Origin of the sequence: Corallococcus sp. CA049B (genome assembly GCF_003611685.1) — a bacterium.
Lineage (GTDB): Bacteria > Myxococcota > Myxococcia > Myxococcales > Myxococcaceae > Corallococcus > Corallococcus coralloides.
In genome coordinates this window covers 19,778-44,711 of the sequence record NZ_RAWC01000054.1, presented here as the reverse complement: position 1 = coordinate 44,711, position 24,934 = coordinate 19,778, and the positions used below count along the sequence as shown (strand labels likewise).

Genomic DNA, 24,934 nt, shown 5'->3' with positions numbered 1-24,934 from the left:
AGGTAGTCCTCGATGCGGCGGCGAGGCTCGCGCGGCAGGGGTTCGACGTCCAGGTCTTCGAGAAGACGCACGGCCCGGGAGGCCGGTGCAACCAGCTCCAGGTGGATGGCTTTACGTGGGACGTGGGCCCCACCATCGTGCTGATGCCGGAGGTGTTCGAGGAGACCTTCCGCGCGCTGGGCCGCCGCATCGAGGACTACCTCACGCTGGTGCGGTGCGACCCGAACTACCGGGTGCACTTCCGCGACGGCTCGGACGTCACCTTCACGTCCGAGCTGTGCACCATGGGCCGCGAACTGGAGCGCGTGGAGCCGGGCAGCTTCCAGCGCTACCTGGCCTTCATGGCGCAGGGCCGTGAGCAGTACCGCATCAGCCTGGACCACTTCGTGGGCCGCAACTTCAACGGCGTGAGCGACTACTTCTCCCCCGGGGTGCTGGCGAAGATCTTCAAGGCCCGCGCGCACCGCCGCATGTACGCGGACGTCAGCCGCTACTTCCAGGATGACCGCCTGCGCGCGGCGATGACGTTCCAGACCATGTACCTGGGCGTGTCTCCCTTTGAATCGCCCGCGGTGTATGGCCTGTTGCCCTTCACGGAGCTGGGCGTGGGCATCTGGTTCCCGAAGGGCGGCCTGTATGCCATTCCGCTCGCGCTGGAGCGGCTGGCGCGAGAGGAGGGCGTGATGCTGCACTACGGCCAGTCCGTGGAGCGCATCCTCACCGAAGGCGGGCGCACCACGGGCGTGCGGCTCGCGGGCGGCGAGGTGGTGTCCGCGGACGCCGTGCTGTGCAACGCGGACCTGCCGTACGCGTACGAGAAGCTGCTCGACCCGAAGGACGCGCCGTTCAAGCGCGGGGAGAAGCTTCGCTTCACCTCCAGCGGCTACATGCTCTACCTGGGCATGAAGAAGAAGGTGCCGGGCCTCTTGCATCACAACGTGATGTTCGGCCGGGACTACGCGGGCTCGTTCGACGACATCTTCCAGCGCTTCCGCGTGCCGGAGGACCCCAGCTTCTACATCAACGTGCCCTCGCGCACGGACCCGTCGCTGGCGCCGGAGGGGAAGGACTCGCTCTACGTGCTGGTGCCGGTGCCGCACCAGCACGCGGACCTGGACTGGAGGGTGGAGGGCCCCAAGGTGCGCGCGAAGGTGTTCCAGCGCATGGCGGAGCTGGGCTACCCGGACCTGGAGAAGGACATCGAAGTGGAGCGCGTCTTCACCCCGGATGACTGGGCGGGCACGTACAACCTGGCGCGCGGGAGCGCGTTCGGGCTGGCGCAGAACTTCTTCCAGATTGGCCCCTTCCGTCCGGCCAACGTGGACCCTCGCGTGAAGAACCTCTTCTTCGTGGGCGCCTCCACGCAGCCAGGCACGGGCCTGCCCACGGTGCTCATCTCCGCGCGGCTCGTCACCGAGCGGCTGACGGAGTGGGCGCGGAAGCAGGGTGTGGCGCTGTCGCCTCGCGCGGGCGCCCCGGCGGTGGAGGTGGCGGCATGAGCGCCACCACCTCTCCAGAGCTCATCGCGCGGGGCTACCGGCGCGCGCGGGTCGTCACGCGCCACCACGCCAAGAGCTTCTTCTTCGCGTCGTACCTCCTCTTCGGACAGCGGCGGAAGGCGGCCTTCGCGCTGTATGCCTTCTGCCGGCGGCTGGATGACCTGGTGGACGCGGGCGAGAGCGCGCTGCCGGGCGAAGCCCCCATGGCCCTGGCGACGCGGCTGGCCCGGGCTCGCGAGCGCGTGGCGGAGGTGTACCTGCCGCTGCCGGAGCTGGCCTCGAAGGAGCTGGGCCCGCCGTCCGCGCGCCAGCCCTCCGCGGAGGCGCCGTCGCCGTGGGATCCGAGCGAGTTCGCGGCGCTGCGCCACACCATCCACCACTACCGGATCCCGGAGCAGCCCTTCCAGGACCTCATCTCCGGCATGGAGATGGACCTGACGAAGGTGCGCTACGACACGTGGGAGGAGCTGGACCTGTACTGCTACCGCGTCGCGGGCGTGGTCGGGTTGATGCTGACGCCGGTGCTGGGCTGCGAGGACGCTCGCGCGGTGGAGCCGGCGGCGGACCTGGGCCGCGCGATGCAGCTCACCAACATCCTGCGCGACGTGCGCGAGGACCTGGAGCGCGGCCGGGTGTACCTGCCCTCGGAGGAGCTGCGCGCCTTCGGCATCACCGAGGACGACCTGCGCGCGGGGCGGGTGGACGCGAAGTGGCGCGACTTCATGCGCTTCCAAATCCAGCGCGCGCGGGCGTACTACGCGCGGGCGGCGGCGGGCGTGCGCTACCTCACCGGCTTTGGCAGCCAGCGCATGGTGCGGCTGATGGGCGCCATCTACGGCGACATCCTGCGGGACATCGAGGCGCGGGACTACGACGTGTTCAGCGGCCGGGCCCACACGACGACGGGGCGCAAGCTGGAGCTGACGGCGACCGTATTCCTTCGGCCCCGGGCCGCGCTGCCGGAGGCGCCCCTGGCCCTGCCGTCCGCGCCGGCGCCGCTGTTGCCCACGGGCACGGGAGGCTCGCGATGAAGGCCTCTCGCGTGGCGGTGATTGGCGGCGGCATTGGTGGGCTGACGGCCGCGGGCCTCCTGGCGAAGGAGGGCCACGCGGTGACGCTGTTCGAAGGCGGCCCGTCGCTGGGCGGCAAGGCGCAGGCGGTGTCGGTGGAGGGGCTCACGCTGGACACGGGCCCCACGCTGCTCACGTTGCCGGCGCTGGTGCGCGGCACCTTCGAGCAGCTGGGCGCGGTGGATCTGCTGCCGCCGTTCACGGAGCTGGAGCCGCAGTGCACCTACCACTTCACGGATGGGTGCGGCTTCACGGCGTACAAGGACCTGGAGCGCATGGCGGAGAGCGCCGCGGAGCTGCGCCCCATCGAGCGCAAGGGCGTGCGCTCCTTCTACGCGGAGGCCGCGGCCATCTGGCGCGCGGCGGGCGAGCCCTACCTGGAGGCCCCCTTCGAGGGCATGGCCGGCTTCATGGCGCGCGTGGCGCGCAGGGGCATTGGCGCGATGCTGGCGGGGATGAAGCTGGACACGCTGCACGCGCTGGCGGCGAAGCACTTCCAGACGCACCACCTGCGGCAGTACGTGGGGCGCTTCGCCACCTACGCGGGCGGGTCGCCGTATGCGTCCAGCGCGGCGTTCGCGCTCATCCCGCACATCGAGCATGCGTATGGCGTGCACCACGTGCGCGGCGGCATTGGCGCGCTGGTGGAGGCGCTGGGGCAGGCGGTGCGGCGGCTGGGCGTGACGGTGCACCTGGACACGCGCGCGCGCTTCGAGCGCATCACCGAGGGCTACCGCGTGGAGCCGGTCGCGGAGGTGTTCGACAGCGTGGTGGTGAACGCGGATCCGCTGGCGTCGCTGCGCCGGGAGTCGGAGCCGCTGTCGCTGTCCGGCTTCGTGCTGCTCCTGGAGGTGGAGGGGCGCACGGCGGTGCCGCACCACGCGGTGATGTTCGGCGGGGACTACCGGAAGGAGTTCGATGAGCTCTTCGCGGGTCAGCTCGCCACGGACCCCACGGTGTATGTCTGCAACCCGTCCGCCACGGATTCGAGCATGGCGCCGCCGGGCCGCACGGGGCTGTTCGTGATGGTGAACGCGCCGGCCATGCCGCTGGAGGAGGGCAGGGCGGAGCAGGCCCGGCGTGATTGGGAAGCCAGCGCGGAGCGCGTGCGTGAGCAGATGTTCGAGAAGCTCGTCCGGCACTACCCGGCGTTGAAGGGGCGCGTGCGCGTGGTGGGGCAGCGCTCGCCGGTGGACCTGGCGGCGCGCGGGGCTCCGGGCGGTTCCATCTACGGCTTCCTGCCGCATGGCCGCTTCGGTCCGTTCCGCAGGCCGCGCATCCGGGGCGGCACGCCGGGGTTGTTCTTCGCGGGCGGCGGCACGCATCCGGGCGGTGGGGTGCCGCTGGTGATGCTGTCGGGCCGGTTCGCGGCCCAGATGGCGTCCGCGCACCTGCGGGAGGTCGCATGAAGTCCGTCCTCGCCCAGAACCTCCTGTCCGGCGCGGCGGAGTCGTGCGCGCTGCCCGCGCTGCCGGACCTGGCGGGGGCGTACCGCTGGTTCTACGCGGACGTGACCGCCGGGCCGTACAGCGCGGTGTGCATCTTCATGCTGGGGTCGTTGTTCTCGCCGCGCTACTCCGTCGCGGCGCGACGTGGGGGCCATCCGCTGGCGTACAGCGCGGTGAACTTCGCGCTCTACCACCAGGGTGTGCGCAAGTTGTGGGTGCTGAGCGAGTACCCGCGCGTGGAGTTGCAGGGGCCGGGGCGGCTGCGCATCGGCCGCTCCACGTTGACGCACGCGGTGGATGGCACGGTGCGCATGGAGGTGGATGACGGGACGGCGCCGTGGGGCCGTCCGGTGCGCGCCAGCCTGACGTTGCGTCCGCTGACGGGGCGGGGCACGGAGGTGCAGCTCATGCCGGGCCTGCCGCACTACTGGCAGGCCCTGGCGCCCCGGTCGGAGGCGCGGCTGGAGGTGTCCACCCTGGGCGTGACGGCGGAGGGGATGGGCTACCACGACACGAACCACGGCCAGGAGCTGCTGGGCGCGCGGCTGTCCGGCTGGCATTGGGCGCGCACGCACCACGCGAACCACACGGTGGTGGACTACCACCTGCCGGACGGCGTGGCGCCGGTGCGCATGGTGGCGGGGGCGAATGGCGTGGTGTGCGAGCGCGGCCCGAACCCCGAGGCGCGTCCCACGAACCTGACGGGCTGGGGGCTGCGCGTCCCGTCGAAGCTGCACACGGGCAACGAGGTGGTGGGCGTACCGCACCTGCTGGAGTCGTCGCCCTTCTACGCGCGGCTGGAGTCGAGGCGGGACACGCTGGACACGATGGGCGAGGTGGCGGACTTCCGCCGCTTCCATTCCCCGTTCATCCGCTGGATGGCGCACTTCCGCACGCGCATGGGGAGGGCGGCATGACCGCGCTCGGCCTCTTCACGCTCGGGTGGACGGTGATGGCCGGTGGCTTCAGCGCGGTGGCGCTGGCGCGGCTGTATCGCCGTGCACCCGTGACGGCCGGGGGCGCGCTGCCCTCCGTGCTGCTCCTGCGCCCCGTGGACGCGCCCACGCCGCTGGAGCTGGACAACCTGGAGCTCCCCATCGACTACGCGGGGCCGCTGGAGCAGGTGGTGCTGTCTCCTTACCGGCCGCGCCTGGCCGAGGGCGTGCGCTGGCTTCCGAGCGACCCCGTGTGTCCCAACCGCAAGGTGGGCCACCTGCTCTACGCGCTGGAGACGCTCGATGTTCGCGGGCGGGTGGTGCTCGCGGTGGACGCGGACGTGGCGGTGACGGGCGCGCTGGTGGAGGGCCTCGCCGCTCCGCTCGTGGCCGGCGCCGCCTTGAGCACCGCCGCTCCCACGCCCGTGGGCGCGGTGGACGCCGCGGGCCGCGCGATGGCGGGCTTGCTTCGCTACACGCATCACAGCTTCCGCGCGCTGCACGCGATGAGCGCGGGCGCGCAGGCCGTGTGCGGCAAGGCGCTCGGGCTGTCACCGCGCGCGGCGGAGGAGCTGGCCGGACTGTCGGACCACATCGGCGAGGACCTGGAGCTGGCGAAGCGGCTGCACGCGCGGGGACTGGCCGTGGCGCTGAGCCCCGCGCCCGCGTGGGTGCCTGTCGCCAACGGGACGTCCTGGCGCGTGCCGCTGGAGCGCTTCACGCGCTGGATGCAGGTGCTCGCGAGCCACCGGCCCGGTCTGTATCCCACCGTGCCGCTGCTCTTCACGCCCACCGTGCCGCTGCTGCTGCTCGCCGCGTGGCTCCAGGAGCCTGCCGTGTGGCTCGCGGTGGCGGCGCTCGTCGCCGTGCGCACGTCGCTGTCGCTGCGCCTCGCCGCGCTGAGCCGCGTGCCCTCGGAAGCGGACCGGGGCCACGCCCTGACGGACTGGGTGCAGGGGGAGTTGCTGCTGCTCGCGGCCTTCGCGGCCTCTCTGACGCGGCAGGGAAGGGTGACCTGGCGCGGCCATACCTACGCGCTGGAGGCTGGGGGACGCATGATTCGGGTGGCGCCGCGGTGGAGTGGAGGCCCGGGATGACCTACGCGCGCTTCCTGGGGCTCTTCGTCGTCCTGCCCATCCTGTTCCTGCTCGTGCGCTACCGCCGCACGCTGTCGTGGCGCGGGCTGGCGCCCATGGGCCTGCTGTTCATCGTCGTCTACGCGGCCACGTCGCCGTGGGACAACATGGCCGTGAAGTGGGGCCTGTGGGGCTTCGACCCGGAGCGCATCTGGGGCGTGAAGCTGGGCTACCTGCCGCTGGAGGAGTACCTCTTCTTCGGCCTCCAGACGCTGCTCGTGGGCCTGTGGGCGCGCGACCGGCTGGAGCGCGTGCTGGCGAAGAAGCCCGGGCCCGTGGCTCAGGAGCCGAAGCGCGTCCGCGAGGAGCGGACCCTGGAGCCTTCCGAGGTATCGCCATGATGGAGACGCGCTGGGCGTACCTCATCCACCTGCTGGCGTGGACGCTGCCTGTCATCGCCATCCAGCTGGCGGTGCTCGTGAACCACTACAAGTCCCGCTCGGGCGAGGTGCTGCGCGCGGTGCTGCCTCCAGCCCTGGTCGTGGGCGTGTACCTGTCCATCGCGGATCACCTGGCCATCTCCACCGGCATCTGGAACTTCGGAGAGGGACGCCACGTGGGCGTGTACATCGGCGCCGTGCCGCTGGAGGAGATCCTCTTCTTCCTCATCACGAGCGTGCTGGTGTCGCTGGGGCTCGCGCTGTTCACGGCGCTGCTGCGGCTCCGGGAGGCGCGGGCGTCGTGATTCGCGCGGCCAAGGGTGGGCCCTTCGGGTGGGCGGTGGACCGGTACATCGGGTGGAAGGTCCGCTCGACGTTCCGGGGCCTGTGGGTGCGCGGCGAACTGCCCGCGGACGGCGTGGGCCGGCTCGTCTACCTGAACCACTCCAACTGGTGGGACGGCTTCGTGCTGCACCAGCTCTGCCAGGCCGCGAACTGGGACGGGTACTGCCTCATGGACGAGGACAACCTGCGCCGCTACCCCTTCCACACGAAGATGGGCGCCTTCAGCATCCGCAAGCAGGACGCGGTGTCGTCCCTGTCCTCGCTGCGGTACGCGAAGGAGCTGCTGCGCAAGCCGCGCGCGGCCGTGTGTGTCTTTCCGGAAGGCGAGCACCGGCCCTTTGGTGTCCACCCGCTGAAGCTGGAGCGCGGCGTGGAGTTGCTCGCCCGCGCGGCGAAGGCGGAGTGCGTGCCCATCGCCATCCGCTACGCCTTCTTCGAGCACGAGCGGCCGGACGTGTTGCTGGAGGTGGGCGAGGTCCACGAGGCCGGACCGCTGGAGCGCTTCCAGAGCGGGTTGGAGGCGGTGGTGCGGCGCGTGTCGGAGGCCACGAGCCTGGAGGGCTTCACGCGGAAGGTGTCGGGGGCGCGAGGCGTGGCGGAGCGCTGGGACCGCGCGCGAGGCCTGGGCCCATGAGCCTGCGCATCCGCACCATCGCCCGGCTCACGGGCATCCGCGAGGCCACCCTGCGCGCCTGGGAGCGCCGCCATGGCTTCCCGCGTCCGGAGCGCAGCGAGAACAACTACCGCGTCTATTCACGCGACGAGGTGGAGGCCGTCCGCCGGGTGGCGAAGCTGATGGAGGAGGGCCTCTCGGTGAGCGAGGCCATCGCCCAGGTGCGCGACGAGCCCCGGACGGTTGTTCCGCCGGAGGCGCGGCACCTGGAGCGCTTCTGGGCGGCGGTGCTGGTGCTGGACGCGGAAGGAGCGGACGCGGCGCTGTCCGCGGCCCAGGTGGGGCTGGGCGCGACCCCGTATTGCGACACGGTCCTCATCCCGCTGCTGCGCGAGATGGCCTCCCGCCTGGACGTGGCGCGCGAGCACATGGCGTCCGCGCTGGTGCGGCAGCGGCTGCGCATGCTGCTGGCGGGGATGGAGCGCGTGGGCGACGGGCCCCGGGCGCTGCTGGCGTGTCCGGCGAGGGACCACCACGAGGGGGGGCTGCTCGCGCTGGGCGTGCACCTGAAGGCGCGGGGGTGGCGGGTGACGCTGCTGGGCGCGGACACGCCCTCGGAGGCGCTGGAGGGGGCGTGCATGCAGGTGCGCCCGGACCTGGTGGCGCTGTCGTTCATCCGCCGCCGGGATGCGGACGACTTCGTCGCGGTGTTGTCCGGAGCGATGCATGCGTGCGCGCCCGCGCCGGTGGTGGTAGGCGGGCCCGGGGCGAGGGAGCACCTGAAGACGCTGTTCACCCTGGGCGCGCAGTACGCGGAGTCCGCGGAGGAGCTCATCGCCGTCTGGCAGCAAGCGCGAAACGCGCAGAACCGACCGTGAAGCACGCACACCATGGCTGAGCGCACCTATCGCATCCACATCGCCGCGGAGCTGTCGGGGGTCCGGGTGGAGCTCATCCGGGCCTGGGAGCGCCGCTACGGGGTGCTCGAGCCGGAGCGCACGCCCGCGGGCTACCGCGTCTACACCGACCGCGACGTGGCCCTGCTCAAGCGGCTCAAGGCGCTGACGGACGAAGGCGTGGCCATCAGCGAGGCGGCGAAGCTCTTGCCCCAGCTGCGCGCGGAGCTGGACGCCGCGGCTTCCCCGTCCGCCGAGCGCCCCGAGGCGCGGCTCGGTACGCAGCCGGAGACGTGGCGCGCGGCGGTGCTGGAGGCGGCCGAGGCGTATGACCAGCCCCGCGTCGTGCGCATCCTGGACGAGGTGCTGGCGGCGCTACCGCCCCTGAGGGCCTTCGAGGACGTGCTGGTGCCGGTGCAGCGCGAGGTGGGCGATCGCTGGCATGCGGGCACGTTGACGGTGGCGCAGGAGCACCTGGTGACGCAGGTGGTGCGCGAGCGGCTGGTGAGCCTGCTGCACGGTGCACCCCGGGGAGGACGCAAGCACGCGGTGCTGGCGTGCTTCCCGGAGGAGGAGCACGAGATTGGCCTGTTGGGAGTGGCGCTGAGGCTGCGGTACGCGGGCGTGCGCGTGACGCTCTTGGGGCAGCGCGTGCCAGCGGAAGGGCTGGGCGAGACGGTGGCCCGGGCAAAGCCAGACGTGGTGGGCCTGTCGGCGGTGACGAACCGGGGCGCCACGGTGTTCGAGGACGTCCTCAAACGCATCATGGATGCGCTGCCCAAGGGCCTGCCCCTCTGGGTGGGAGGCCCCGCCGCCCAGGCGCACGCGGACATCTGCGAACGCCTGGGCGTGAGGCTCTTCGCTCACGAGGACGACTGGACGCGGATGGTGGGCTGAGGGCTTTCGTCGCTATTCCGGGTCCAGGGCCCAGGTGCCCTCTTCCCAGCGTTTCAAGGTCTGCCCTGCCTTGAAAGGCACGAGTCCTTCGCCCCTGGCCGCCTCCATCAAGACCTCGCGTGCCTCATGCGTCCGGTAGCGAAGCAGGTAGGCCGCGGCCATGACTCGCACATCCATCCTTGGATGACTGAAAAGCACCGTAAGCGCTTCGCGGCCTGCATCCCCATGCGCCCGGAGTTGCTCGAAAGCGGAGATGTATTTCCTCGCGCATCGGTTCCCGGCCTTCGCGTCGCCCTGCCAGATCGCATCGGTCTGGGCGGCGACGTTGTCCGCGAAATGCCTGACCCATGTACCCAAGCTCACGCCGGCACCTTTTCCTGCTGCTCCCAACTGCGCGGGAACGTCCTCGCACTCGGCCTATCAATTGGAACGGTTCTATTCTACCGGAGGAAGCGTTCCGTCCTTCCACGCGCGCAGGGTCATCGCCGCACTCACACTCAGCAGCGTCGGTGGCGGCTCCGCCAACAGGGCAAGCGCACGTTCTGCTTCGCTGGGCGCGAAGCCCAGGGCGGCCGTCGCGGCCCAATACCGCGTCCCTGGCTCCGGATCGGTCAGCAATACCAGCAGGCGTTTCTCCGCATCGGGCCCGCGGGTACGCAACTCTTTCCTGGCGGCTGCCGCGAGAAGGTAGTCCTTGTTCGCAGCCCGAGTGTCGCGCGCATTCAGTAAGCGCCCGTGCCTGGCTGACACCTCGCGAAAACGCGCAATCAACTCCTCGGTCCCTAGCACCTTGAGGTCACGTGCTTTCATGGGATGGCTCCGAAGTCCTTCAGGGTTTGCAGTCCAAATGCGCGCTGCTGCTCGTAGGATTGCGTCCGAAGCCACTCCCGGACGATCTGACCTCCGGAGACAGTCTGTCTGGACGAGTAGTATGAGCTGACGAGCTTGTGGAGTTGCTCGTCGATTGCGATGACATTCTCGGTGTTGTGAAGCGCATCGAGTCCAAAGCGCTGCGCATTTCCGGGCGTCTGCTCGACGATGTGATGCCATTGTTTCCCGCTGCCTGCGGGCCCCATCGCTTTCTTGAACCCACTGAAGGACTTCCACGCCCTCAAGCGAGACTTCGCCGGGCCGTTCGATGACATGGCCACGGCACCCGGCGCGAGGCCAACCGTGAAGCCGTCAGCGGCCACAGCGACGGATTCAACGCTGCCCACGACTGCGTAGACCACGCCGGCCTCCGCCTCGGCCCGGACCGCTGCCTGGGCTGCCCCTGGCAGGCCCGGGAGCTTCGCCCCCAGCGTCGCGCCCGTGCTTCCGATGGCCGCCGTCGCCAGCATCACGAACGCTCGCGCCGCCTGCCGGCCCATCACCTTGCCGAATCGCTCTCCCGCTCCGCGCAGTTCGTCGAACGTCAGCGCCGCGTCCGACTCCGCCATCAGGTACCGGAAGCCCTGGATGAGCGCCCAGAACGTGTCGATGCCCACGTAGGCGATGAGCCCTGCCGAAATCACCGCCGCCACGCCCTTCGTCGCGGGCTCAGGCACCGTCCATAGCAGCGCATACGTGACCGCTGTCCACAGAGCGGCCTGCATCAGCGCTTCGGGATTCGCCATGTCCTTCACGGCGTCCCACAGCTCGTCCAACACCGCCCCCTTCGCCATCGCGAGCGCCAGGGCGAAGCGCGCGTCCCCAGAGACAACCGGGCTCTCCTTCAGCAAACCCAGACAGTCACCGGCCCGGCCGGTCCGTCCGCACCAGCGCAAGTAGGCGCGGGTCAGCTCCACGTCTGGCTGCGCCTGTTCGGAGGACAGGTGCTCCCCCGGCCCGAGCGGCGTGATGCGGCGGCGCTGCACATCCATCAGGTACGAACCGCTCCGGGGCTCCACCTCGAAGAGGCGCCGGGCGGCTTCCTGGGCACGCGGTGACAACCGAAGCCCCGGGGTCAGCCGCGCCACGGCCTCCTTCAGCGCCCCCGCATCCAGCGGGACCGGCCGGGCCGCTCCCTCCTCGCGGGGCACGTGGACGACAGGCGCCCCGCGCCCCGTGTCGAGCCGGACGGCCTTCGTCGCGCCGCTACACCCGACCAGCGCCCAGAACAGGGACAGCACCAGCCATGGAAGCCGCATCAGGAACTCGCTCCGCCGCAAGCTGTCACGTGTCGCTTGCTCCTCTGGAGCGCAGGGCCTCCCACAGCATCGAGTGGTTGAGCAGGATGTCCTTGAGGCCATCCCGGACCGCCTTGGAGTCCAACGCCTGCTTGCTCATCAGCGCGTGTGCGTCGAGCGCGGCGATGATGGCGCTCATGAGCTCCTCCTGGAGGTCCGGCGAGTTCGCGAACTGCTCCTTGGTGTTGTTCGCGGCCTGCTGGGCCAGCGTGGTGGACTCCAGCAGCTTCCCCAGCAAGACGTTGTTCACGTAGACGAGCTTGTCCTGGATCGACAGCTCCCCCGCGAACAGCGTGTTCAGCTTCTCGATGATCTCCTGAAGCCTCGCACGCTCCCGCTCCTGCACGCTGCCCGCGCCCGCCTCTGTCGCCGGGTAGAGCGTCGGCTTCTCTCCCACGGAGAGCAGCATCGGGGCCTTGGCCTTCTCCTTCAGGGTGTAGTGCGTGAGCTTGACCTTCGACAGGTCGATGTCCTCGCGCTCGCGCCCGAACTCGAGGAGCGGCAGCAGGCGCTTGTAGAAGATGGCCCGCTTCTCGATGGCGGTGCTGCCGTAGTCGAAGATCTGCGAGAGGAAGGTGTAGAGCCGCAGGAACGCGCCCATGTCCGACTTGAAGAGGACCAGCGCATCCAGCTCGGCCTTGGCGTCCTTGCGGGCCTTCGCGTTGGCGCTCTCCTCCGCTGCCCTGAAGGCCGCCTGTGCGGCCCTGAAACTCTTCATCAGACGGTCGAGCACCGGCTCGACGGCCTTGACGAGGTCGCTCTGTTTCGAGGCGGGGTTCAGCTCCACTCCCACCACCCGCTCGACCTCGAAGTCGTCGTAGTAGCCAGCGGCGTCGAGCTTCGCGCGCAGGTTGAACACCACGTTCGGGTCGGTCGTGGCCGCCAGCTCCGCCGTCGTGTAGTACGTCTTGAAGGCTTCGAGGATGTCGGCCGCGTCGTTGACGAAATCAACGATGTACGTCGTGTCCTTGCCCGGGTGCGCCCGGTTCAGCCGGGAGAGTGTCTGGACCGCCTGGATTCCCGCCAGCCGCTTGTCCACGTACATGCCGCAGAGCAGCGGCTGGTCGAACCCGGTCTGGAACTTGTTGGCCACGAGCAGCACCTGGTACTCGCCGCCCTTGAACGCCTCCCGGATGTCGCGTCCCTTCAGGTGGGGATTCAGCGTCCGGCTGTTCTCCGTGAACGGCTCCGGGCCGGACTCCGGGTCCACGACCTCCCCGGAGAACGCCACCAGCGTTCCCATCTTGTAGCCATGCTCCTGGATGTATTTCTCGATGGCGAGCTGCCAGCGCACGGCTTCGAGCCGGCTGGCGACGACGACCATCGCCTTGGCCTTGCCGTCGAGCAGGGGAGCCACGTGCGCGCGGTAGTGCTCCACCACGACCCGCACCTTCTCCGCGATGTTGTAGGGGTGGAGCCTCACCCAGCCCATGATCCGCTTCAGCGCGGCGCCCTTCTCCACCTCCTTCTCGTCCACCGCCTTGCCTTCGTGGGCGAGCTTGAAGGCCATGCTGTAGGGCGTGTAGTTCTTCAGCACGTCGAGGATGAACTTCTCCTCGATGGCCTGCCGCATGGAGTAGACGTGGAAGGGCACCGGGACGTTGTCGGGCGCGGGCTTGCGCGACGGGTCCGGCCGGGTGCCGAAGATCTCCAGGGTCTTGCTCTTCGGCGTGGCCGTGAACGCGACGAACGTGATGCTCGAATCATTGGCGCGTGAGGACATCTGCGCCGTGAGGAGGTCCTCGCTGCTCACCTCGCCGCCGTCGTTGAGCTCCGCCAGCTCCGCGGGGGAGAGGACGGCCTTGAGCTTGGAGGCGGTCTCTCCAGTCTGTGAGCTGTGGGCCTCGTCGGCGATGACCGCGAAGCGCTTGCCCTGCGTCGCGGCCAGCCGCCGCACTTCCTCGATGGCGAAGGGGAACGTCTGGACGGTGCAGACGACGATCTTCTTCTTGCCGGAGAGCGCCTCGGCGAGCTTGCTGCTCTTGCTCCCGTCCTTGTGGGTGATGGTCGCCACCACGCCGGTCGTGCGCTCGAAGTCGAAGATGGCCTCCTGGAGCTGGGTGTCGATGACGTTGCGGTCGGAGACGACCAGCACCGTGTCGAAGACCTTCTGGTGCTGGGCGTCGTGCAGCTCGGCCAGGAAGTGTGCCGTCCAGGCGATGGAGTTCGTCTTCCCCGAACCGGCCGAGTGCTGGACGAGGTACTTCGTGCCGGGCCCATCCGCGAGCACTGCGGCCTGGAGCTTCCGGGTGACGACCAACTGGTGGTAGCGCGGGAAGAGGATCCGGGTGAGCTGCTTCTTGGCATCACGCTGGCCAATCAGGTAGCGCCCCAGGATTTCGAGCCAGCTCTCGCGCGCCCAGACCTGCTCCCACAGGTATGCCGTGCGGTGGCCGCCGGAAGGGTTCACCGGGTTGCCCGCGCCGCCGTCGTCGCCCTGGTTGAAGGGCAGGAAGCTGGTCGCCGGGCCATCGAGCCGCGTCACCATGTGGACTTCGCTGTTGCTCACGGCGAAGTGCACCAGCGCGCCGCTCGGGAAGGAGAGCAGCGGTTCGGCGGCTTGGCCCTTGGGGTGCGGCAGGCGGTCGAAGCGGTACTGGTCGATGGCGTCCGTGACGCTCTGGGTGAAGTCGGTCTTCAGCTCGGCCGTCGCTACAGGGACTCCGTTGAGGAAGAGCACCAGGTCGATGCTGTTCTCGTTGTGGACGGAGTAGCGCACCTGCCGCACCACGCGCAGCCGGTTGGCTTCATAGCGCGCGAGGATGTCGGGGTTGATGGCGAGCGCGGGTTTGAACTCGGCCAGCTTGAGCGGCTGTTTGAGGCCCAGCAGCTCGATGCCGTGGCGCAGGACGTCGAGCGTGCCACGTTGGTTGAGCTGGTCACGCAGGCGGTTGAGCAGCGTCTCCCTGGCATTGCCGCCGTGGTTCTTCGTCAGCGTCTCCCAGGCCTTGGGTTGAGTGGTCTGCACCCAGGCAAGGATGTCGGCGGGGAAGAGCGCGCGTTGACGGTCGTAGTCGGCTGCGTCTCCGTCCGTGTGGTGCCAACCGTGAGCCGCGAGGTGGGCGCAGATCTCGGACTCGAAGCTGATTTCCTTGTGGAGGCTCACGCCGCGGCCTTTCCGGCGATGGCACGAACATCGATCTGTCCGGTGACAGCGGCGGATATCAGTGCGGTGCGACGCTCTCCAAGAAGCTGCTCGGCACGCATCGCCTCATGAATCAAATCGTCGAATTTTCCGACTTGGGAATCAATCGTCTCTGCGATTTTAAGCTGTTCCTCAATAGGCGGGACGGCAAGCGGTATCCTGCGAAGCTCATCCAAGGTTATCTCCAAAAAAGTGGTGCCCTTGGCCGCGATGCGGATGCTGGTCTGGCAGTAGTCGCTATTGAACGCCCTGAGCAAGAATTTCGGAAGCAACTCCGCGCCAGGGGAAACTCGAGCAGTTCCCTGCGTAAGATTGGCGCCCTCAAGATGGTCAGGAACAAGCAGGCCCTTTCCAAGGCTTGCTCGGATCGCGACCACCAAATCATTACGGATCACCTTGGACCTTCGGTAGGCAGCATCAATCTCATGCGTAGTTCGCAGATATCCGGACTTAGGCAGCGATTCACCAGACATATCCGAAGTGCGGATGTACGGCACGCCACCCTCCGTGTCTGGGCCGGCCTGTACAATTCCATAGGTGATAGTTGTTTCTGCCTTGATTAAGTGGCGAAGTTCGCGGAGGGACCAGTGGGAAGGAATCTGTCCGAGCCAATCGATGCCTGAGCCTTTCATTGGCGCGCTGGGATTCAACCCCTTTGTGACGGCGTGGGAGATGACGGCTTCGCGCTTTTCCTTCAGTAACTCGATCAGTCGATGCTGCTCGGCCACCAACTCATCGACCTTTGTGGTCTCTCTGTCGAGGAACGCAGCGATAGCGGCTTGCTCACTTGGTGGCGGCAGAACAAGCACCGTCGCTGATAGGGGACCGAGATTCAATGCTCGAAAGGTAGCGCCACCGACAGAACTCTCCCACTGCGCTATTGTGCTCTCAGAACGGAGAACCCAGAATACGTAGCGTGATGAGTTTGACGCGGCGACGGCAATGCGCGCCGTTCCTTGTGTCAAGTTCGCGCCGTTAAGCCAAGCTGGTGTGACCATTACCTTCCCAAAACTAGGGCCGATTGAACACACTAGGTCACCAGTCTTGATTGTGCTTCGACTATACGCCCTCGCAACTTCCGCGCTTGCTCGAAGGATTTCGTCTTGAGATCGAACGCCCTCTTCTTCTGACATGTCGGCTGGGCGTACATAAGGGATACCATCCGGCACATGGGGGCCTGCCTGAACAATCCCGTAGGTAATCGGTCGATGGGGTGTGACTATTCGACTAAGCTTCGTTACGGCCCAATGCGCGGGCACCTCGCCCAGCCATTCGACACCGCTGTCCTTGTACTCCGGGTAGCGAGGGAAGCTCATTTCGACAGCCCTCCGATCATCGTGAGGATGCGGTCGGTAACGCCCTTCAACTCAGCATCGATCTCCGCGAGCGGACGCGGCGGCTTGAAGACATAGAAGTGCCGGTTGAAGGGAATCTCGTAGCCCACCTTCGTCTTCTCGTGGTCAATCCAGGCATCCGGCGCATGGGGCACCACCTCGCGCTGGAAATACGTCTCTACATCCTCGGAGAGCGGGACGTTCTCCGTGTCGCGCAGGTTCGCGTCCGCCACGGGCTTGCCCTTGCCCTTCCCCTTCGTGCCCAGCACCGGACGCCCCTTGTCGTCACGCTCGGGACGCTCGACCGTGATGGCGCGGTATCCAAAGTCCTCGTTCTTGAAGATGCGGCTGATAGGCACCCCCGCCCGCGTCAGCTTCTTGAACGCGCCGAAGATGTTCGTGATGTCCTCGATGTGCTCGGGACTCAGCTCCTTGCGCTTGCTACCGAGGCTCTTCCGCATCTTCTGGAAGAAGCTGCTCGCGTCGATGAGCTGGACCTTGCCCTTGCGCTGGGCAGGCTTGCGGTTGCTCACGATCCATACATAGGTGCTGATGCCTGTGTTGTAGAACATGTCCGTGGGCAGGCCGATGATGGCCTCCACCAGGTCGTTCTCCAACATGTAGCGGCGGATCTCGCTCTCACCCGACCCCGCCCCACCCGTGAAGAGCGGCGAGCCGTTGAGGACGATGCCGAAGCGGCTCCCCCCGTCCTTCTCCGGCCGCATCTTCGACACCAGGTGCAGGAGGAACAGCAGCGAGCCATCGCTCACGCGCGGCAGGCCCGGGCCGAATCGGCCGTTGAAGCCCTGCTGCTCGGCCTCCTTGCGGACCTCCTTCTCGATCTTCTTCCACTCCACGCCAAACGGCGGATTCGACAGCATGTAGTCGAAGTGCTTGCCGGGATGCCCATCCGCGGAGAGCGTGTTGCCGAAGACGATGTTGGCGACGTCCTGCCCCTTGATGAGCATGTCCGCCTTGCAGATGGCATAGGACTCGGGGTTCAGCTCCTGCCCATACATGACGAGGCGGGCCTTTGGATTCATCCCGGCCAGGTGCTCGCCGGCCACGCTCAGCATGCCGCCCGTGCCCGCCGTCGGGTCGTACAGGTGGCGCACGATGCCCGGCTTCACGAGCGCGTCGTCGTCCTCGATGAAGAGGAGGTTGACCATCAGCCGGATGACCTCGCGGGGTGTGAAGTGCTCTCCGGCGGTCTCGTTCGACAGTTCAGCGAACTTGCGGATCAGTTCCTCGAACACCGAACCCATCTGGGCGTTGTTCACGACGTCCGGGTGCAGGTCGATGTTCGCGAACTTCTCCGTCACCAGGTACAGCAGCCCGGCCTTCGACAACCGGTCGATCTGCGCGTGGAACTCGAAGCGCTCGAAGATGTCCCGTACGGAGGGGGAGAACTCCTGCACGTAGGCGCGCAGGTTCTCGCCAATGTTGTGCTGGTCGCCCATGAGCTTCTTCAGGTCGAGCGGCGACGTGTTGAAGAAGTGCTGGCCGGACTTCTTGAGCAGGAAGGGCTCGGGGTTGAGCTTCGCCTTCTCGCGGGCCACCTTCTCCGCGAGGACGGCGGCCTTCGTGGGTTCGAGCACGCAGTCGAGGCGCCGCAGCACCGTGAACGGGAGGATGACCTTCCCGTATTCGGACTGCTTGTAGTCGCCGCGCAGCAAGTCCGCGACCGACCAGATGAAGGAGGAGAGGTTCGGCTCACTCATGAAGGCATTCTCTCTGGGCACCCGGAGCGAAGGGGGGAGCGGGTCGAGGCAGGTGCATGCCGCTCCGGGGCAATCCCGGTCATGGTAGCAGCGGCCGTTCAGGGACGGCCATCGCCAAGAGAGGCACTTCAGGCCCGCTGGCCCGTGGAGCGCTCCTCACTCAGGGTGCGCTTCGTGGGCCCGTCATTCGCACGCTTGAGCCCCGCCGATGCGGTGAGCGCGAAGGGATATCGTGTATGCGAAAGACCTGGGCGCCCTGTCCAGGGCCGTTCCCGGGCTCAAGGCTGGGGACGCCACCACAGCCCTTTCAATCCCGCCTGCTCACACGCCTGACGTGCCTCCTCGGTGTAGCAGTAGTAGAGCAGCTCGGGGACGGAGAACACGGGCGGGAAGCCTCCGGGCGGAGGGCGGAGCACGAGCGGCTCGGCCTCCTCCTGACCCAGGAACTCTTCCCCGCATTGGTGGAAGGGCACGCCCTTCACGAGGGTGCGCTCCCGGTCGAGACAATCGGTCCGCTCCAGCAACTGGAGGATGACGAAGTCCTCGTTCTTCAGCGCAGGGTCCGTCACCGAATGCCAGGTTCGCCTCCGGGGGTACCCTTTGCTCACGAGGTGCTTGATGCGTTCCGAGTAGATGACGGTGGGGATGAGGCGGTGGCGGAACGGGCCCACCGCTTCGAGCACGCGCACCATGCGCCGGGAGATCAGCAACCACCCCCGGGGCGCGGTGAACAGGTGGTCGAGCCAGGCGGCGTTCTCCAGGTTGCCGATGAACTCCATGACGCCGGGCGCGCCCTGCTGGCGCTGATAGTCAATGCCGGGGTCGCGGAACGTCGCGCACTCGAAGCCGTCGAACTCGATGAGCTCGGCGTCATGGATACCCTCCTCATCAATGTGGGAGCTGTCCGCCGTCAATGCATACATCATGTGGTGTGTGACTCCCCGTGGAAGGACAGCTCCAGCAAGGCCAGCTTCTTCCCCGTGAGCACCCTACCGCCGCGCTCCTCCTGGATCACCTTGATGATTGGCTCCTTCAGGCTTCCGGATTGGATGGTCTGGCGCAGCTCGTTCTCGACCTTGAGGATGGCCTCCTCGATGGCCTTGGGCGTCCAGTTGGAGGGAGGGCCCTTCGCGCTCAGCCTATCCCAGGCGAGGTCAAGCCGGGCCTCCACGAACTCGCTGTAGCGCGGGTGGCTGCCCGAGTGGATGAGCCGGCCCTCCACGTTGATCCCGGAGTGCATGTCGAGGATGTTCGACCCCCGGTCAATCGTGTAGCCCTTGAGCCGCTCCATGGCCGTGCGGAGCAGCAGGTGTTTCTGGACGACCGCGTCGGGGATGAGGTGGTGCATGGGATGGCCGGCGGAGAGCCGGACCTCCGCCGCCGCCCGCGCCGCCGGGCCCTGGGTCTTCTCCACCCAGTCCAGGTAGTTCTTGCGGTAGCGGGTGAAGACGCTCAGGCGGGGCGTGCCCTTGCCAGCCTAAGGAAGGACTTGCTGGCCTCCTTCCGCTTCTCCGGTGAGCCGTTGGCCTCCCAGGCCTGGGTGAGCCACAGCTGCGCGTGCTTCAGGGCCTCCCCTCCGGCCTCGATGAGGCCATATGCGCCAAAGGCAGCCAGGCCCAGCTGGATGAGCGCCGCCGCGAGCTGCCCCACCCCCGTGGGCGTCGCCGCCAGGAAGGTGGACAGCGCCTCCGCGGCGATGAAGCCCACCACCATCGCGGAGATTTCGAGCCAGTTGTCCAGGATGGCCTTGCCGTACTGGCCAGTCACTTCTCCGAAGTACCGGTCCGCCTGCCTCACGGAGGTGAGGACGTCCTCCAGGTGCCGGGCGGCCTTGCGCGCCTGGGCCATCGCCTCGTGGGTGATGGAGCCGCTCGACACGATTCCCTGGAGCTGGTTGGCGAAGGCAATGCTCACCAGCCAGATGCGCTCGCCCGCGACCAGCCGCACGTCACCGTCGAGGTGCTGGACCCCCTTGCGGCCACTCTTCACGTTCACGTGATGAATGACCTTCTCGTAGAAGCGCAGGTCCCTTCCCGGCTGGATGGCCTGCCGGTAGAGGCGTGCGGCGATGGGCTCCAGGCGGTCCCCTGGACGGACCTGATAGAGCGTCGCCGCGGGCTCCGGAAGCTGGGTCGTGATGCGCAAGGTCTGCATGAAGCCTTGCAGCAGGTATCCCCCCGCCACGGTGGAGACGTAGGACCAGCCAGGCGCCTGGGCATGGTCCCGGATGACGCTCACCCGCGTGCCCGGAGGCAGGGGCGCCGGAGTCAGGCAGGTGGAGCCCTTCATCTCCGCGGGGAGCGTCCGCAGGTTGGCGCCATCACCCTGGTCGATGAGCCCGAGCTGAATCGTCATGTCCCCTCCCGACTCTGGACTGACAGGATTCAGCCACCCAGGCCGAGAGTGAACGACTGGCCGGGTGGGACTGACAAAGACTTACTCAGGGGGCGCCTTGCGGCCCCGTCACGCGAGTGAAGAACACTCCCAGGTTCCCGACCTCCTCCAGCGCACTCTTGATCTCTGCCGATACGATGAGCGCGGAGAGATATCCTTGTATGCGGAAGACCCGGGCGCCTTCTGTCCTGGCAGGGTTGATACGCAAGCCGTAAATCGCACGGTAGGTTCCGGCCCTTTCCGGCGCTACTCCATCTGAAGGATAGACTTGCACTTCCTTGGAGTTCTCTTCGTCAACGCACCTGAAACTTCTGGTTGCGTTGATGATGTAGAGGTTTCTGCTTTCCCCTTCGACCTTGATGGGGAAGGTCTGGACGTCGTCGGGCGCCAGCTTGCGAAAGACATTCGCGACCTGCTCGTCCGCGATGGGGGTTCTCCCCGAATTCGCCACGGAGAAGGAGCGCCGCGGCCCCTCATGGAAAGGTTTGCTCGTGAGAGGTCCGGGGTCTGGCAGGTGTCTTCCGTCACCGAACATCCAGGGATCATCCAGCTCACCGCCAGATGCCAGGGCAGGCAACTCCAGAGCCCACTGAGGAACGTCCGCGATCCCTATGTCGTAGAAGTTTTCGTCGGTCATCCACTACCCCTTTCTTGGCGCGATGAGGAGTCGAAGCTCGGAGCCTGGCGTCAGAAGGTCATTCGCGATCTTCGCAAGCTCCTCGAGCAATCGCTCTCGGCACGTGTCCTGGGTCCTGCATTTTCCCAGTGCGTCATTCAGCCTTCGCAAAACAGCCTCATGATACTTGCTCGGATGCGGCCCCTGATGTCCACCCAGACGTACCTTGTTGGCGACATCGTCCAAGGACAGCCCAGCACGAGCGAAGATTTCTTCGCACAACGGCGTCCAAGGCCCTCCGGACACAGCGGAGACCAGGTTCTTGTTCGTGCAGATGTGGTGAACCGGCCCTTCGGCGTCACCTGGAATCTGGCCGTTCGAGTACATCGCGAGAGCAGCCGCTGCCCCAGGAGCCAACGCGACGTTGAGCACGCCCGCGGCGGGCATCGCGATGGAAGTCACACCCCCGTTCAGCGCTGCCCCGAGTGAGAACCCCGCCTCGGCTTGTCCCCGGAGCGCGGCCTGGGGGAAGCCCGGGAGCTTGGGGCCCTGGGCCGCCATTGCGTTCTTCCCGCCAAGCGCCGCCGTGACGAGCAGCACCAGGACGCGCGTGCCGTTCGTCCCCAGTACCCGCCCGAACCGGTGACCGATGTCCTGCAACTCAAGGACGCTCGTTGCCGTCCCTGCCTCGTCCCACAGCTGCACGAAGCCCCGGCCCATCTCCCAGACCGGCACGATGCCCAGGTAGGCCACCATGGCGGCCGTCAGCGCCACGGCGATGACCTTGGTGACAGGCTCGGGTAGCGTCATGGTGAGAAGCACGCTCAGCGCGGCGGACGTCACCACGGCCTTGAGCGCGGCCGGGTTCAGCAGCTTGCCAACCTCGGCCTCGACGCTCTCCCACACGTTATCGAGCGCGAAGGACAAGGCCATGAGCGTCCGGTCCTTGCGCGAGAACGTCAGCCCCGTCCCGCCCACCAGGGTCAGGCAGTCATCCGCGTCGGGGCAGAGGCGCGCGTACAAAGATTCAGGCGAACTCCGCGAGCCGGAATCCGCGAGGCCCTCCGAGGAGGCGAGCAGCGTCCTGGACCGCACCCACGCTCGCGCATCCGTCGCTTCCATCTCACGGAAGGCAACGTCCATGCGCATGTCCAGGATGAGTTGGGTGAGGGCGGACGTGAATGCGTCCTCGCTCACCTGGACCGGGGCAACCTCCACCGGCTCGTGGGCAACCCGTGGTCCGCTCCCGGTATCGATATGGACGACGCGGCGGGTCGCACACCCCGTCGCGAGCAGCAGCAACAGCGTGATGGCTCCGGCCAGCCTCATGGCGCTCCCAAGAACAGGAAGCGCGGCATTCTGACCTCAGTGCGTCAGCGCTTCCAATGCCTTCGCCTGCGCGTCGATGAAGTGCCCGTAGTCCGAGTCCACCTGGTCTGAATAGGCGCAGGCGAACTCGGTGACGGCTTCGTCGAAGTGGTCATTGCTGCCCAGGTATCCCGCGATGAGCGCGGCGTCGCCGGTGCGCGCGTGGGCACGGGCCAGCGTCGCGCCACAGGCGTCCGCGTAGTCCAGGAACACCGGCGCATCCATCTTCTCCGCGTCCAGCGAGCCCTTCATGTCGCGCAGCTGGCGCACGTAGAACGCGCCCATGCCCTCCACCTCCGTCCAACCGAGGAACAGGTCGGAGAAGGCCTGCATGCGCCGCTGGCCCACCACCACGCGCTCGCCCGCGCTGTGGAACTCGCTGGGGCCCAGGTAGGGCTCCAGCACGGAGGCCTTCGCCTCCTTGAGCTGCAACACCAGCGGGTCCTCTCCGCCATTTCCTTCACACAGCACGACGTAGGCCTGCAGCCCCACGCTGCCCACGCCCACGACCTTGAAGCCCCACTCCTTGCGCTGGTAGCGCAGGCACAGGTCCCTCACCGCGCCGTCCAGCGACTCCAGGTAGCCCACCGTGAGCCGCTTGATGCGCCGCTCCAGCTCCGCGGGCGTCACGTCCATCTTCACCGCGCTGAGCGGGAACAACAGCGGCGGCTGGTAGGCCAGGTGCCGCTGGCCGTTGCGCTCCACGGTGAGCTTCTCCACCGCGTGCGCGCTGGTGTGGCGTTTCGCCTTCTCCACCGCCTCGGCGGCGAGCTTCGCGGTGTCGTCGGAGTCGGAGTTCTTCAGCTCCTTCGCGTCCACGTGGAGCGACCAGACCTCCAGCAGGCTCCGGGTCGTCAGTTCACGCATCGTGAGCCGGTAGGACTCCACGGCCTTGCGCGCGGCCTTCTTGCCGCAGCGGGCGCCCAGGCCGTTCTGCTTCGCGGCCACGACGAAGCTCGCGGCCAGGCGCTTCACGTCCCATTCGAAGGGGCCGGGCAGCGTCTCGTCGAAGTCGTTGAGGTCGAAGATGAGGTTGCGCTCGGGCGTGCCGAAGAGGCCGAAGTTGGCCAGGTGCGCGTCGCCGCAAATCTGACTGCGCAGGCCGCTGTGCGGCGTGTGGGCCAGGTCGCGCGCCATGACGAAGGGCGTGCCGCGCAGGAAGGCGAACGGGGACTCCGACATGCGCTCATGGCGCACGGGCACCAGCCACGGCAGCCGCGTGGCGTCGGACTCCTTGAGCTGCGCGAGCGGGTCGCGCCCCCGGAAGGGCTTCCACCGGGCGTGGCTGCTCCGGGGACAGCGCTTGCGAAAGGCGCGGCCCGCGTCCATGCGCTCCTCCACGGAGCGGAAGTCCACGGCCTGCAGCCGTGAGGGCTTCAGCTTCCGGGGCGTGCGCCGCGTGCGCTGCTGTTTCTGGTTGGATACGAGGGGAACCTTCGCGGCTCCCAGCTCGGAAGTACCTTCCGCATCCATGGGGTGTGTGACTCCTCACCTCCAAAGGTGGATACGTCTCCCCGGAACCGGAAGCGTCCAGGTCCGGAATGTCCCCGGCCCCCGGGAACATGGATGGATGGAGTGTTCACTCCCGAAGGGACGCCCTCCGCGGCGTGAGCGGGATGCCGCCCTTCGGGCGCAGGGTGATGGCGGGGAGGACCTCCGGCGCGGGCCCTGGCCCGGCTTCGAACTGGAAGCGCTGGAGCACCGTGGCCAGCACCAGGCGGATGACCATCAGCGCGGAGCCCGCGCCGATGCAGAGCCGGGGTCCTCCTCCGAAAGGACAGTATGCGAAGCGTGGGATGCGGCGCTCCAGCCCGTCCGCCCAGCGCTCGGGACGGAAGGCCTCTGGCTCCGGGAAGTGACTCGCGTCGCGGTGCAGCGCCCACTGGGACCACGCGACCACCGTTCCGGCGGGGACCCGCACGCCGTCCATCCGGTCGTCCTGCTCCGCCACCCGGCTCATGCCCCACGCGGGCGGATACAGACGCAGCGACTCCTTCACCACCTGCTCGCAGTACGGCAGTAACGGCAGGTCCGCCACCGTGGGCTCGCGGCCTCCCAGCACCGTGGCCAGCTCCTGCCGCAGCGTGGCCTGCGCTTCGGGATGGCGCGCCAGCAACCACAGGCTGAGCGCCAGCGCGGCGGCGGTCGTCTCATGCCCGGCGATCATCAATGTCAGACATTCGTCGCGCAGCTGCGCGTCCGTCAGGTGCTCGCCGTCCCCGGCCTGCGCCTCCAGCATCAGGCCCAGCAGGTCGTCTCCCGGACCTCCCAGCCTCCTCCGGCGCTCCACCACGTCGTCCACGACGGCGTGCAGGGCGCGCAGGCCGGCCCTGAACCGCCGCTGGCCCGGCGTGGGCACCCAGGCGGGCAGCGAGATGGGCGTGTCGAAGAGGTGCTGGGCGTGCAGCATCACCGCCTCCATCGCCTGTCCCAGCTCCCGCGCCTGCGCGGAGAGGTCCGCGCCGAAGAGCGTCTCCGCCACCACGTCCAACGTCAGCGCCATCATCTCCGGGTACGCGTCGAAGGACGCGCCCTCCCGCCGTGACGCCATCCAGGTGTTCGCGGCCTTCACCGCCACGCTCCCGTGCGCGGTCAGCAGGTTCTTGTGGAAGGCCGGCTGCATCATCCGCCGCCGCCGCATCCAGAAGTCGCCGTGGCTGGTGAACAGGCCTTGGCCCACCACCGCCTCCAGCGCGCGCCGCTGGAAGGCGTCCTTCGGGTAGTTGCGGAAGTTCTTCACCAACACGTGCTCGATGGCCTCCGACGTGTTGAGCAGGTAGACGTCCGTCCCCACGAAGCGCGTCCGCACCACCGCGCCCCGGTCCGCGTAGCGCAGGAAGAAGCCCAGCGGATCCCTCCGGTACTCCAGCCCCTGTCCCACCCACGGCAGCCCCGCGGGAAGCGGGGGCGGAAGGACCGCGGAGTCGGAAGGGGCGGCGTGCATGCGGTGGCTCCTGGACGGGGCACGA

At 67.9% G+C, this 24,934-nt stretch carries 23 protein-coding genes; 10 read left to right on the top strand and 13 right to left on the bottom strand.

The genetic code is table 11. The features are described 5' to 3' along the window. The 10 genes from D7W82_RS14940 to D7W82_RS14895 form a co-directional block, all read left to right on the top strand. Positions 1–1,499 (top strand): NAD(P)/FAD-dependent oxidoreductase (locus tag D7W82_RS14940; RefSeq protein WP_120618998.1); only part of this gene is annotated, 1,499 nt, incomplete at its 5' end. Next, positions 1,496–2,530, top strand: coding sequence for a phytoene/squalene synthase family protein (locus D7W82_RS14935; protein ID WP_120618997.1), 1,035 nt, complete (start codon positions 1,496–1,498; stop codon positions 2,528–2,530). The genes D7W82_RS14940 and D7W82_RS14935, both read left to right, overlap by 4 nt. Further along, positions 2,527–3,978, top strand: a complete 1,452-nt coding sequence (locus tag D7W82_RS14930) for an NAD(P)/FAD-dependent oxidoreductase (RefSeq protein WP_120618996.1) — start codon at positions 2,527–2,529, stop codon at positions 3,976–3,978. Before D7W82_RS14935 ends, D7W82_RS14930 begins: the two co-directional genes overlap by 4 nt. Then, the gene (locus tag D7W82_RS14925; RefSeq protein WP_120618995.1) at positions 3,975–4,934 is read left to right on the top strand and encodes a carotenoid 1,2-hydratase; all 960 of its coding nucleotides are present in this window, start codon (positions 3,975–3,977) and stop codon (positions 4,932–4,934) included. The genes D7W82_RS14930 and D7W82_RS14925 overlap by 4 nt, the downstream gene beginning before the upstream one ends. Continuing rightward, positions 4,931–6,049, top strand: a complete 1,119-nt coding sequence (locus D7W82_RS14920; protein WP_120618994.1) for a glycosyltransferase — start codon at positions 4,931–4,933, stop codon at positions 6,047–6,049. The genes D7W82_RS14925 and D7W82_RS14920 overlap by 4 nt, the downstream gene beginning before the upstream one ends. Then, the gene (locus D7W82_RS14915; RefSeq protein WP_120618993.1) at positions 6,046–6,429 is read left to right on the top strand and encodes a lycopene cyclase domain-containing protein; all 384 of its coding nucleotides are present in this window, start codon (positions 6,046–6,048) and stop codon (positions 6,427–6,429) included. The genes D7W82_RS14920 and D7W82_RS14915 overlap by 4 nt, the downstream gene beginning before the upstream one ends. Further along, on the top strand, positions 6,426–6,773 hold the full coding sequence (locus D7W82_RS14910) for a lycopene cyclase domain-containing protein (RefSeq protein ID WP_120618992.1): 348 nt from the start codon (positions 6,426–6,428) through the stop codon (positions 6,771–6,773). Before D7W82_RS14915 ends, D7W82_RS14910 begins: the two co-directional genes overlap by 4 nt. Beyond that, on the top strand, positions 6,770–7,447 hold the full coding sequence (locus D7W82_RS14905; protein ID WP_120618991.1) for a lysophospholipid acyltransferase family protein: 678 nt from the start codon (positions 6,770–6,772) through the stop codon (positions 7,445–7,447). The genes D7W82_RS14910 and D7W82_RS14905 overlap by 4 nt, the downstream gene beginning before the upstream one ends. Then, a complete protein-coding gene (locus tag D7W82_RS42180; RefSeq protein WP_120618990.1) occupies positions 7,444–8,304 on the top strand; it encodes a MerR family transcriptional regulator in 861 nt (286 codons plus the stop codon). Before D7W82_RS14905 ends, D7W82_RS42180 begins: the two co-directional genes overlap by 4 nt. 12 nt (positions 8,305–8,316) lie before the next feature. Further along, on the top strand, positions 8,317–9,219 hold the full coding sequence (locus D7W82_RS14895; protein WP_120618989.1) for a MerR family transcriptional regulator: 903 nt from the start codon (positions 8,317–8,319) through the stop codon (positions 9,217–9,219). 12 nt (positions 9,220–9,231) lie between these two features. Here D7W82_RS14895 and D7W82_RS14890 read toward each other — a convergent pair whose 3' ends face one another. The 13 genes from D7W82_RS14890 to D7W82_RS14830 all read right to left on the bottom strand — a co-directional run bounded on the left by D7W82_RS14890 (position 9,232) and on the right by D7W82_RS14830 (position 24,909). Continuing rightward, complete coding sequence (locus tag D7W82_RS14890; protein ID WP_199727757.1) at positions 9,232–9,582, bottom strand: DUF2019 domain-containing protein; 351 nt, start codon at positions 9,580–9,582, stop codon at positions 9,232–9,234. 72 nt (positions 9,583–9,654) lie between these two features. Then, entirely contained in the window at positions 9,655–10,029 is a 375-nt protein-coding gene (locus D7W82_RS14885) for a DUF2019 domain-containing protein (RefSeq protein WP_120618987.1), read from the bottom strand. After that, a complete protein-coding gene (locus D7W82_RS14880; RefSeq protein ID WP_120619003.1) occupies positions 10,026–11,348 on the bottom strand; it encodes a hypothetical protein in 1,323 nt (440 codons plus the stop codon). The genes D7W82_RS14885 and D7W82_RS14880 overlap by 4 nt, the downstream gene beginning before the upstream one ends. A 25-nt stretch (positions 11,349–11,373) precedes the next feature. Next, complete coding sequence (locus D7W82_RS14875; protein WP_120618986.1) at positions 11,374–14,493, bottom strand: type I restriction endonuclease subunit R; 3,120 nt, start codon at positions 14,491–14,493, stop codon at positions 11,374–11,376. Continuing rightward, complete coding sequence (locus tag D7W82_RS14870) at positions 14,490–15,848, bottom strand: restriction endonuclease subunit S (RefSeq protein WP_120618985.1); 1,359 nt, start codon at positions 15,846–15,848, stop codon at positions 14,490–14,492. Before D7W82_RS14870 ends, D7W82_RS14875 begins: the two co-directional genes overlap by 4 nt. Further along, a complete protein-coding gene (locus D7W82_RS14865) occupies positions 15,845–17,587 on the bottom strand; it encodes a class I SAM-dependent DNA methyltransferase (protein WP_120618984.1) in 1,743 nt (580 codons plus the stop codon). Before D7W82_RS14865 ends, D7W82_RS14870 begins: the two co-directional genes overlap by 4 nt. 278 nt (positions 17,588–17,865) lie before the next feature. Continuing rightward, complete coding sequence (locus D7W82_RS40950) at positions 17,866–18,513, bottom strand: hypothetical protein (RefSeq protein ID WP_199727756.1); 648 nt, start codon at positions 18,511–18,513, stop codon at positions 17,866–17,868. Further along, the gene (locus tag D7W82_RS14855) at positions 18,510–19,001 is read right to left on the bottom strand and encodes an AHH domain-containing protein (protein ID WP_120618983.1); all 492 of its coding nucleotides are present in this window, start codon (positions 18,999–19,001) and stop codon (positions 18,510–18,512) included. Before D7W82_RS14855 ends, D7W82_RS40950 begins: the two co-directional genes overlap by 4 nt. A 38-nt stretch (positions 19,002–19,039) precedes the next feature. After that, positions 19,040–19,942, bottom strand: coding sequence for a hypothetical protein (locus D7W82_RS40945; RefSeq protein WP_199727755.1), 903 nt, complete (start codon positions 19,940–19,942; stop codon positions 19,040–19,042). 85 nt (positions 19,943–20,027) lie between these two features. Further along, the gene (locus D7W82_RS14845) at positions 20,028–20,618 is read right to left on the bottom strand and encodes an imm11 family protein (protein WP_120618982.1); all 591 of its coding nucleotides are present in this window, start codon (positions 20,616–20,618) and stop codon (positions 20,028–20,030) included. Positions 20,619–20,621: 3 nt separating this feature from the next. After that, the gene (locus D7W82_RS14840; RefSeq protein ID WP_120618981.1) at positions 20,622–21,926 is read right to left on the bottom strand and encodes an AHH domain-containing protein; all 1,305 of its coding nucleotides are present in this window, start codon (positions 21,924–21,926) and stop codon (positions 20,622–20,624) included. A gap of 36 nt (positions 21,927–21,962) precedes the next feature. Continuing rightward, positions 21,963–23,438: a DUF2252 domain-containing protein gene (locus tag D7W82_RS14835; protein WP_120618980.1), complete on the bottom strand. Its 1,476-nt coding sequence runs from the start codon at positions 23,436–23,438 to the stop codon at positions 21,963–21,965. Positions 23,439–23,544: 106 nt separating this feature from the next. Next, on the bottom strand, positions 23,545–24,909 hold the full coding sequence (locus D7W82_RS14830; protein ID WP_120618979.1) for a cytochrome P450: 1,365 nt from the start codon (positions 24,907–24,909) through the stop codon (positions 23,545–23,547). Between the last annotated feature and the right edge of the window lie 25 nt (positions 24,910–24,934).

Coding starts and splice junctions, on each gene's coding strand:
- D7W82_RS14935 (WP_120618997.1), top strand. CDS start 1,496: ATGAGCGCCACCACCTCTCCAGAGCTCATCGCGCGGGGCTACCGGCGC.
- D7W82_RS14930 (WP_120618996.1), top strand. CDS start 2,527: ATGAAGGCCTCTCGCGTGGCGGTGATTGGCGGCGGCATTGGTGGGCTG.
- D7W82_RS14925 (WP_120618995.1), top strand. CDS start 3,975: ATGAAGTCCGTCCTCGCCCAGAACCTCCTGTCCGGCGCGGCGGAGTCG.
- D7W82_RS14920 (WP_120618994.1), top strand. CDS start 4,931: ATGACCGCGCTCGGCCTCTTCACGCTCGGGTGGACGGTGATGGCCGGT.
- D7W82_RS14915 (WP_120618993.1), top strand. CDS start 6,046: ATGACCTACGCGCGCTTCCTGGGGCTCTTCGTCGTCCTGCCCATCCTG.
- D7W82_RS14910 (WP_120618992.1), top strand. CDS start 6,426: ATGATGGAGACGCGCTGGGCGTACCTCATCCACCTGCTGGCGTGGACG.
- D7W82_RS42180 (WP_120618990.1), top strand. CDS start 7,444: ATGAGCCTGCGCATCCGCACCATCGCCCGGCTCACGGGCATCCGCGAG.
- D7W82_RS14895 (WP_120618989.1), top strand. CDS start 8,317: ATGGCTGAGCGCACCTATCGCATCCACATCGCCGCGGAGCTGTCGGGG.
- D7W82_RS14885 (WP_120618987.1), bottom strand. CDS start 10,029: ATGAAAGCACGTGACCTCAAGGTGCTAGGGACCGAGGAGTTGATTGCG.
- D7W82_RS14880 (WP_120619003.1), bottom strand. CDS start 11,348: ATGCGGCTTCCATGGCTGGTGCTGTCCCTGTTCTGGGCGCTGGTCGGG.
- D7W82_RS14870 (WP_120618985.1), bottom strand. CDS start 15,848: ATGAGCTTCCCTCGCTACCCGGAGTACAAGGACAGCGGTGTCGAATGG.
- D7W82_RS14865 (WP_120618984.1), bottom strand. CDS start 17,587: ATGAGTGAGCCGAACCTCTCCTCCTTCATCTGGTCGGTCGCGGACTTG.
- D7W82_RS40950 (WP_199727756.1), bottom strand. CDS start 18,513: ATGATGTATGCATTGACGGCGGACAGCTCCCACATTGATGAGGAGGGT.
- D7W82_RS40945 (WP_199727755.1), bottom strand. CDS start 19,942: ATGACGATTCAGCTCGGGCTCATCGACCAGGGTGATGGCGCCAACCTG.
- D7W82_RS14845 (WP_120618982.1), bottom strand. CDS start 20,618: ATGACCGACGAAAACTTCTACGACATAGGGATCGCGGACGTTCCTCAG.
- D7W82_RS14840 (WP_120618981.1), bottom strand. CDS start 21,926: ATGAGGCTGGCCGGAGCCATCACGCTGTTGCTGCTGCTCGCGACGGGG.
- D7W82_RS14835 (WP_120618980.1), bottom strand. CDS start 23,438: ATGGATGCGGAAGGTACTTCCGAGCTGGGAGCCGCGAAGGTTCCCCTC.
- D7W82_RS14830 (WP_120618979.1), bottom strand. CDS start 24,909: ATGCACGCCGCCCCTTCCGACTCCGCGGTCCTTCCGCCCCCGCTTCCC.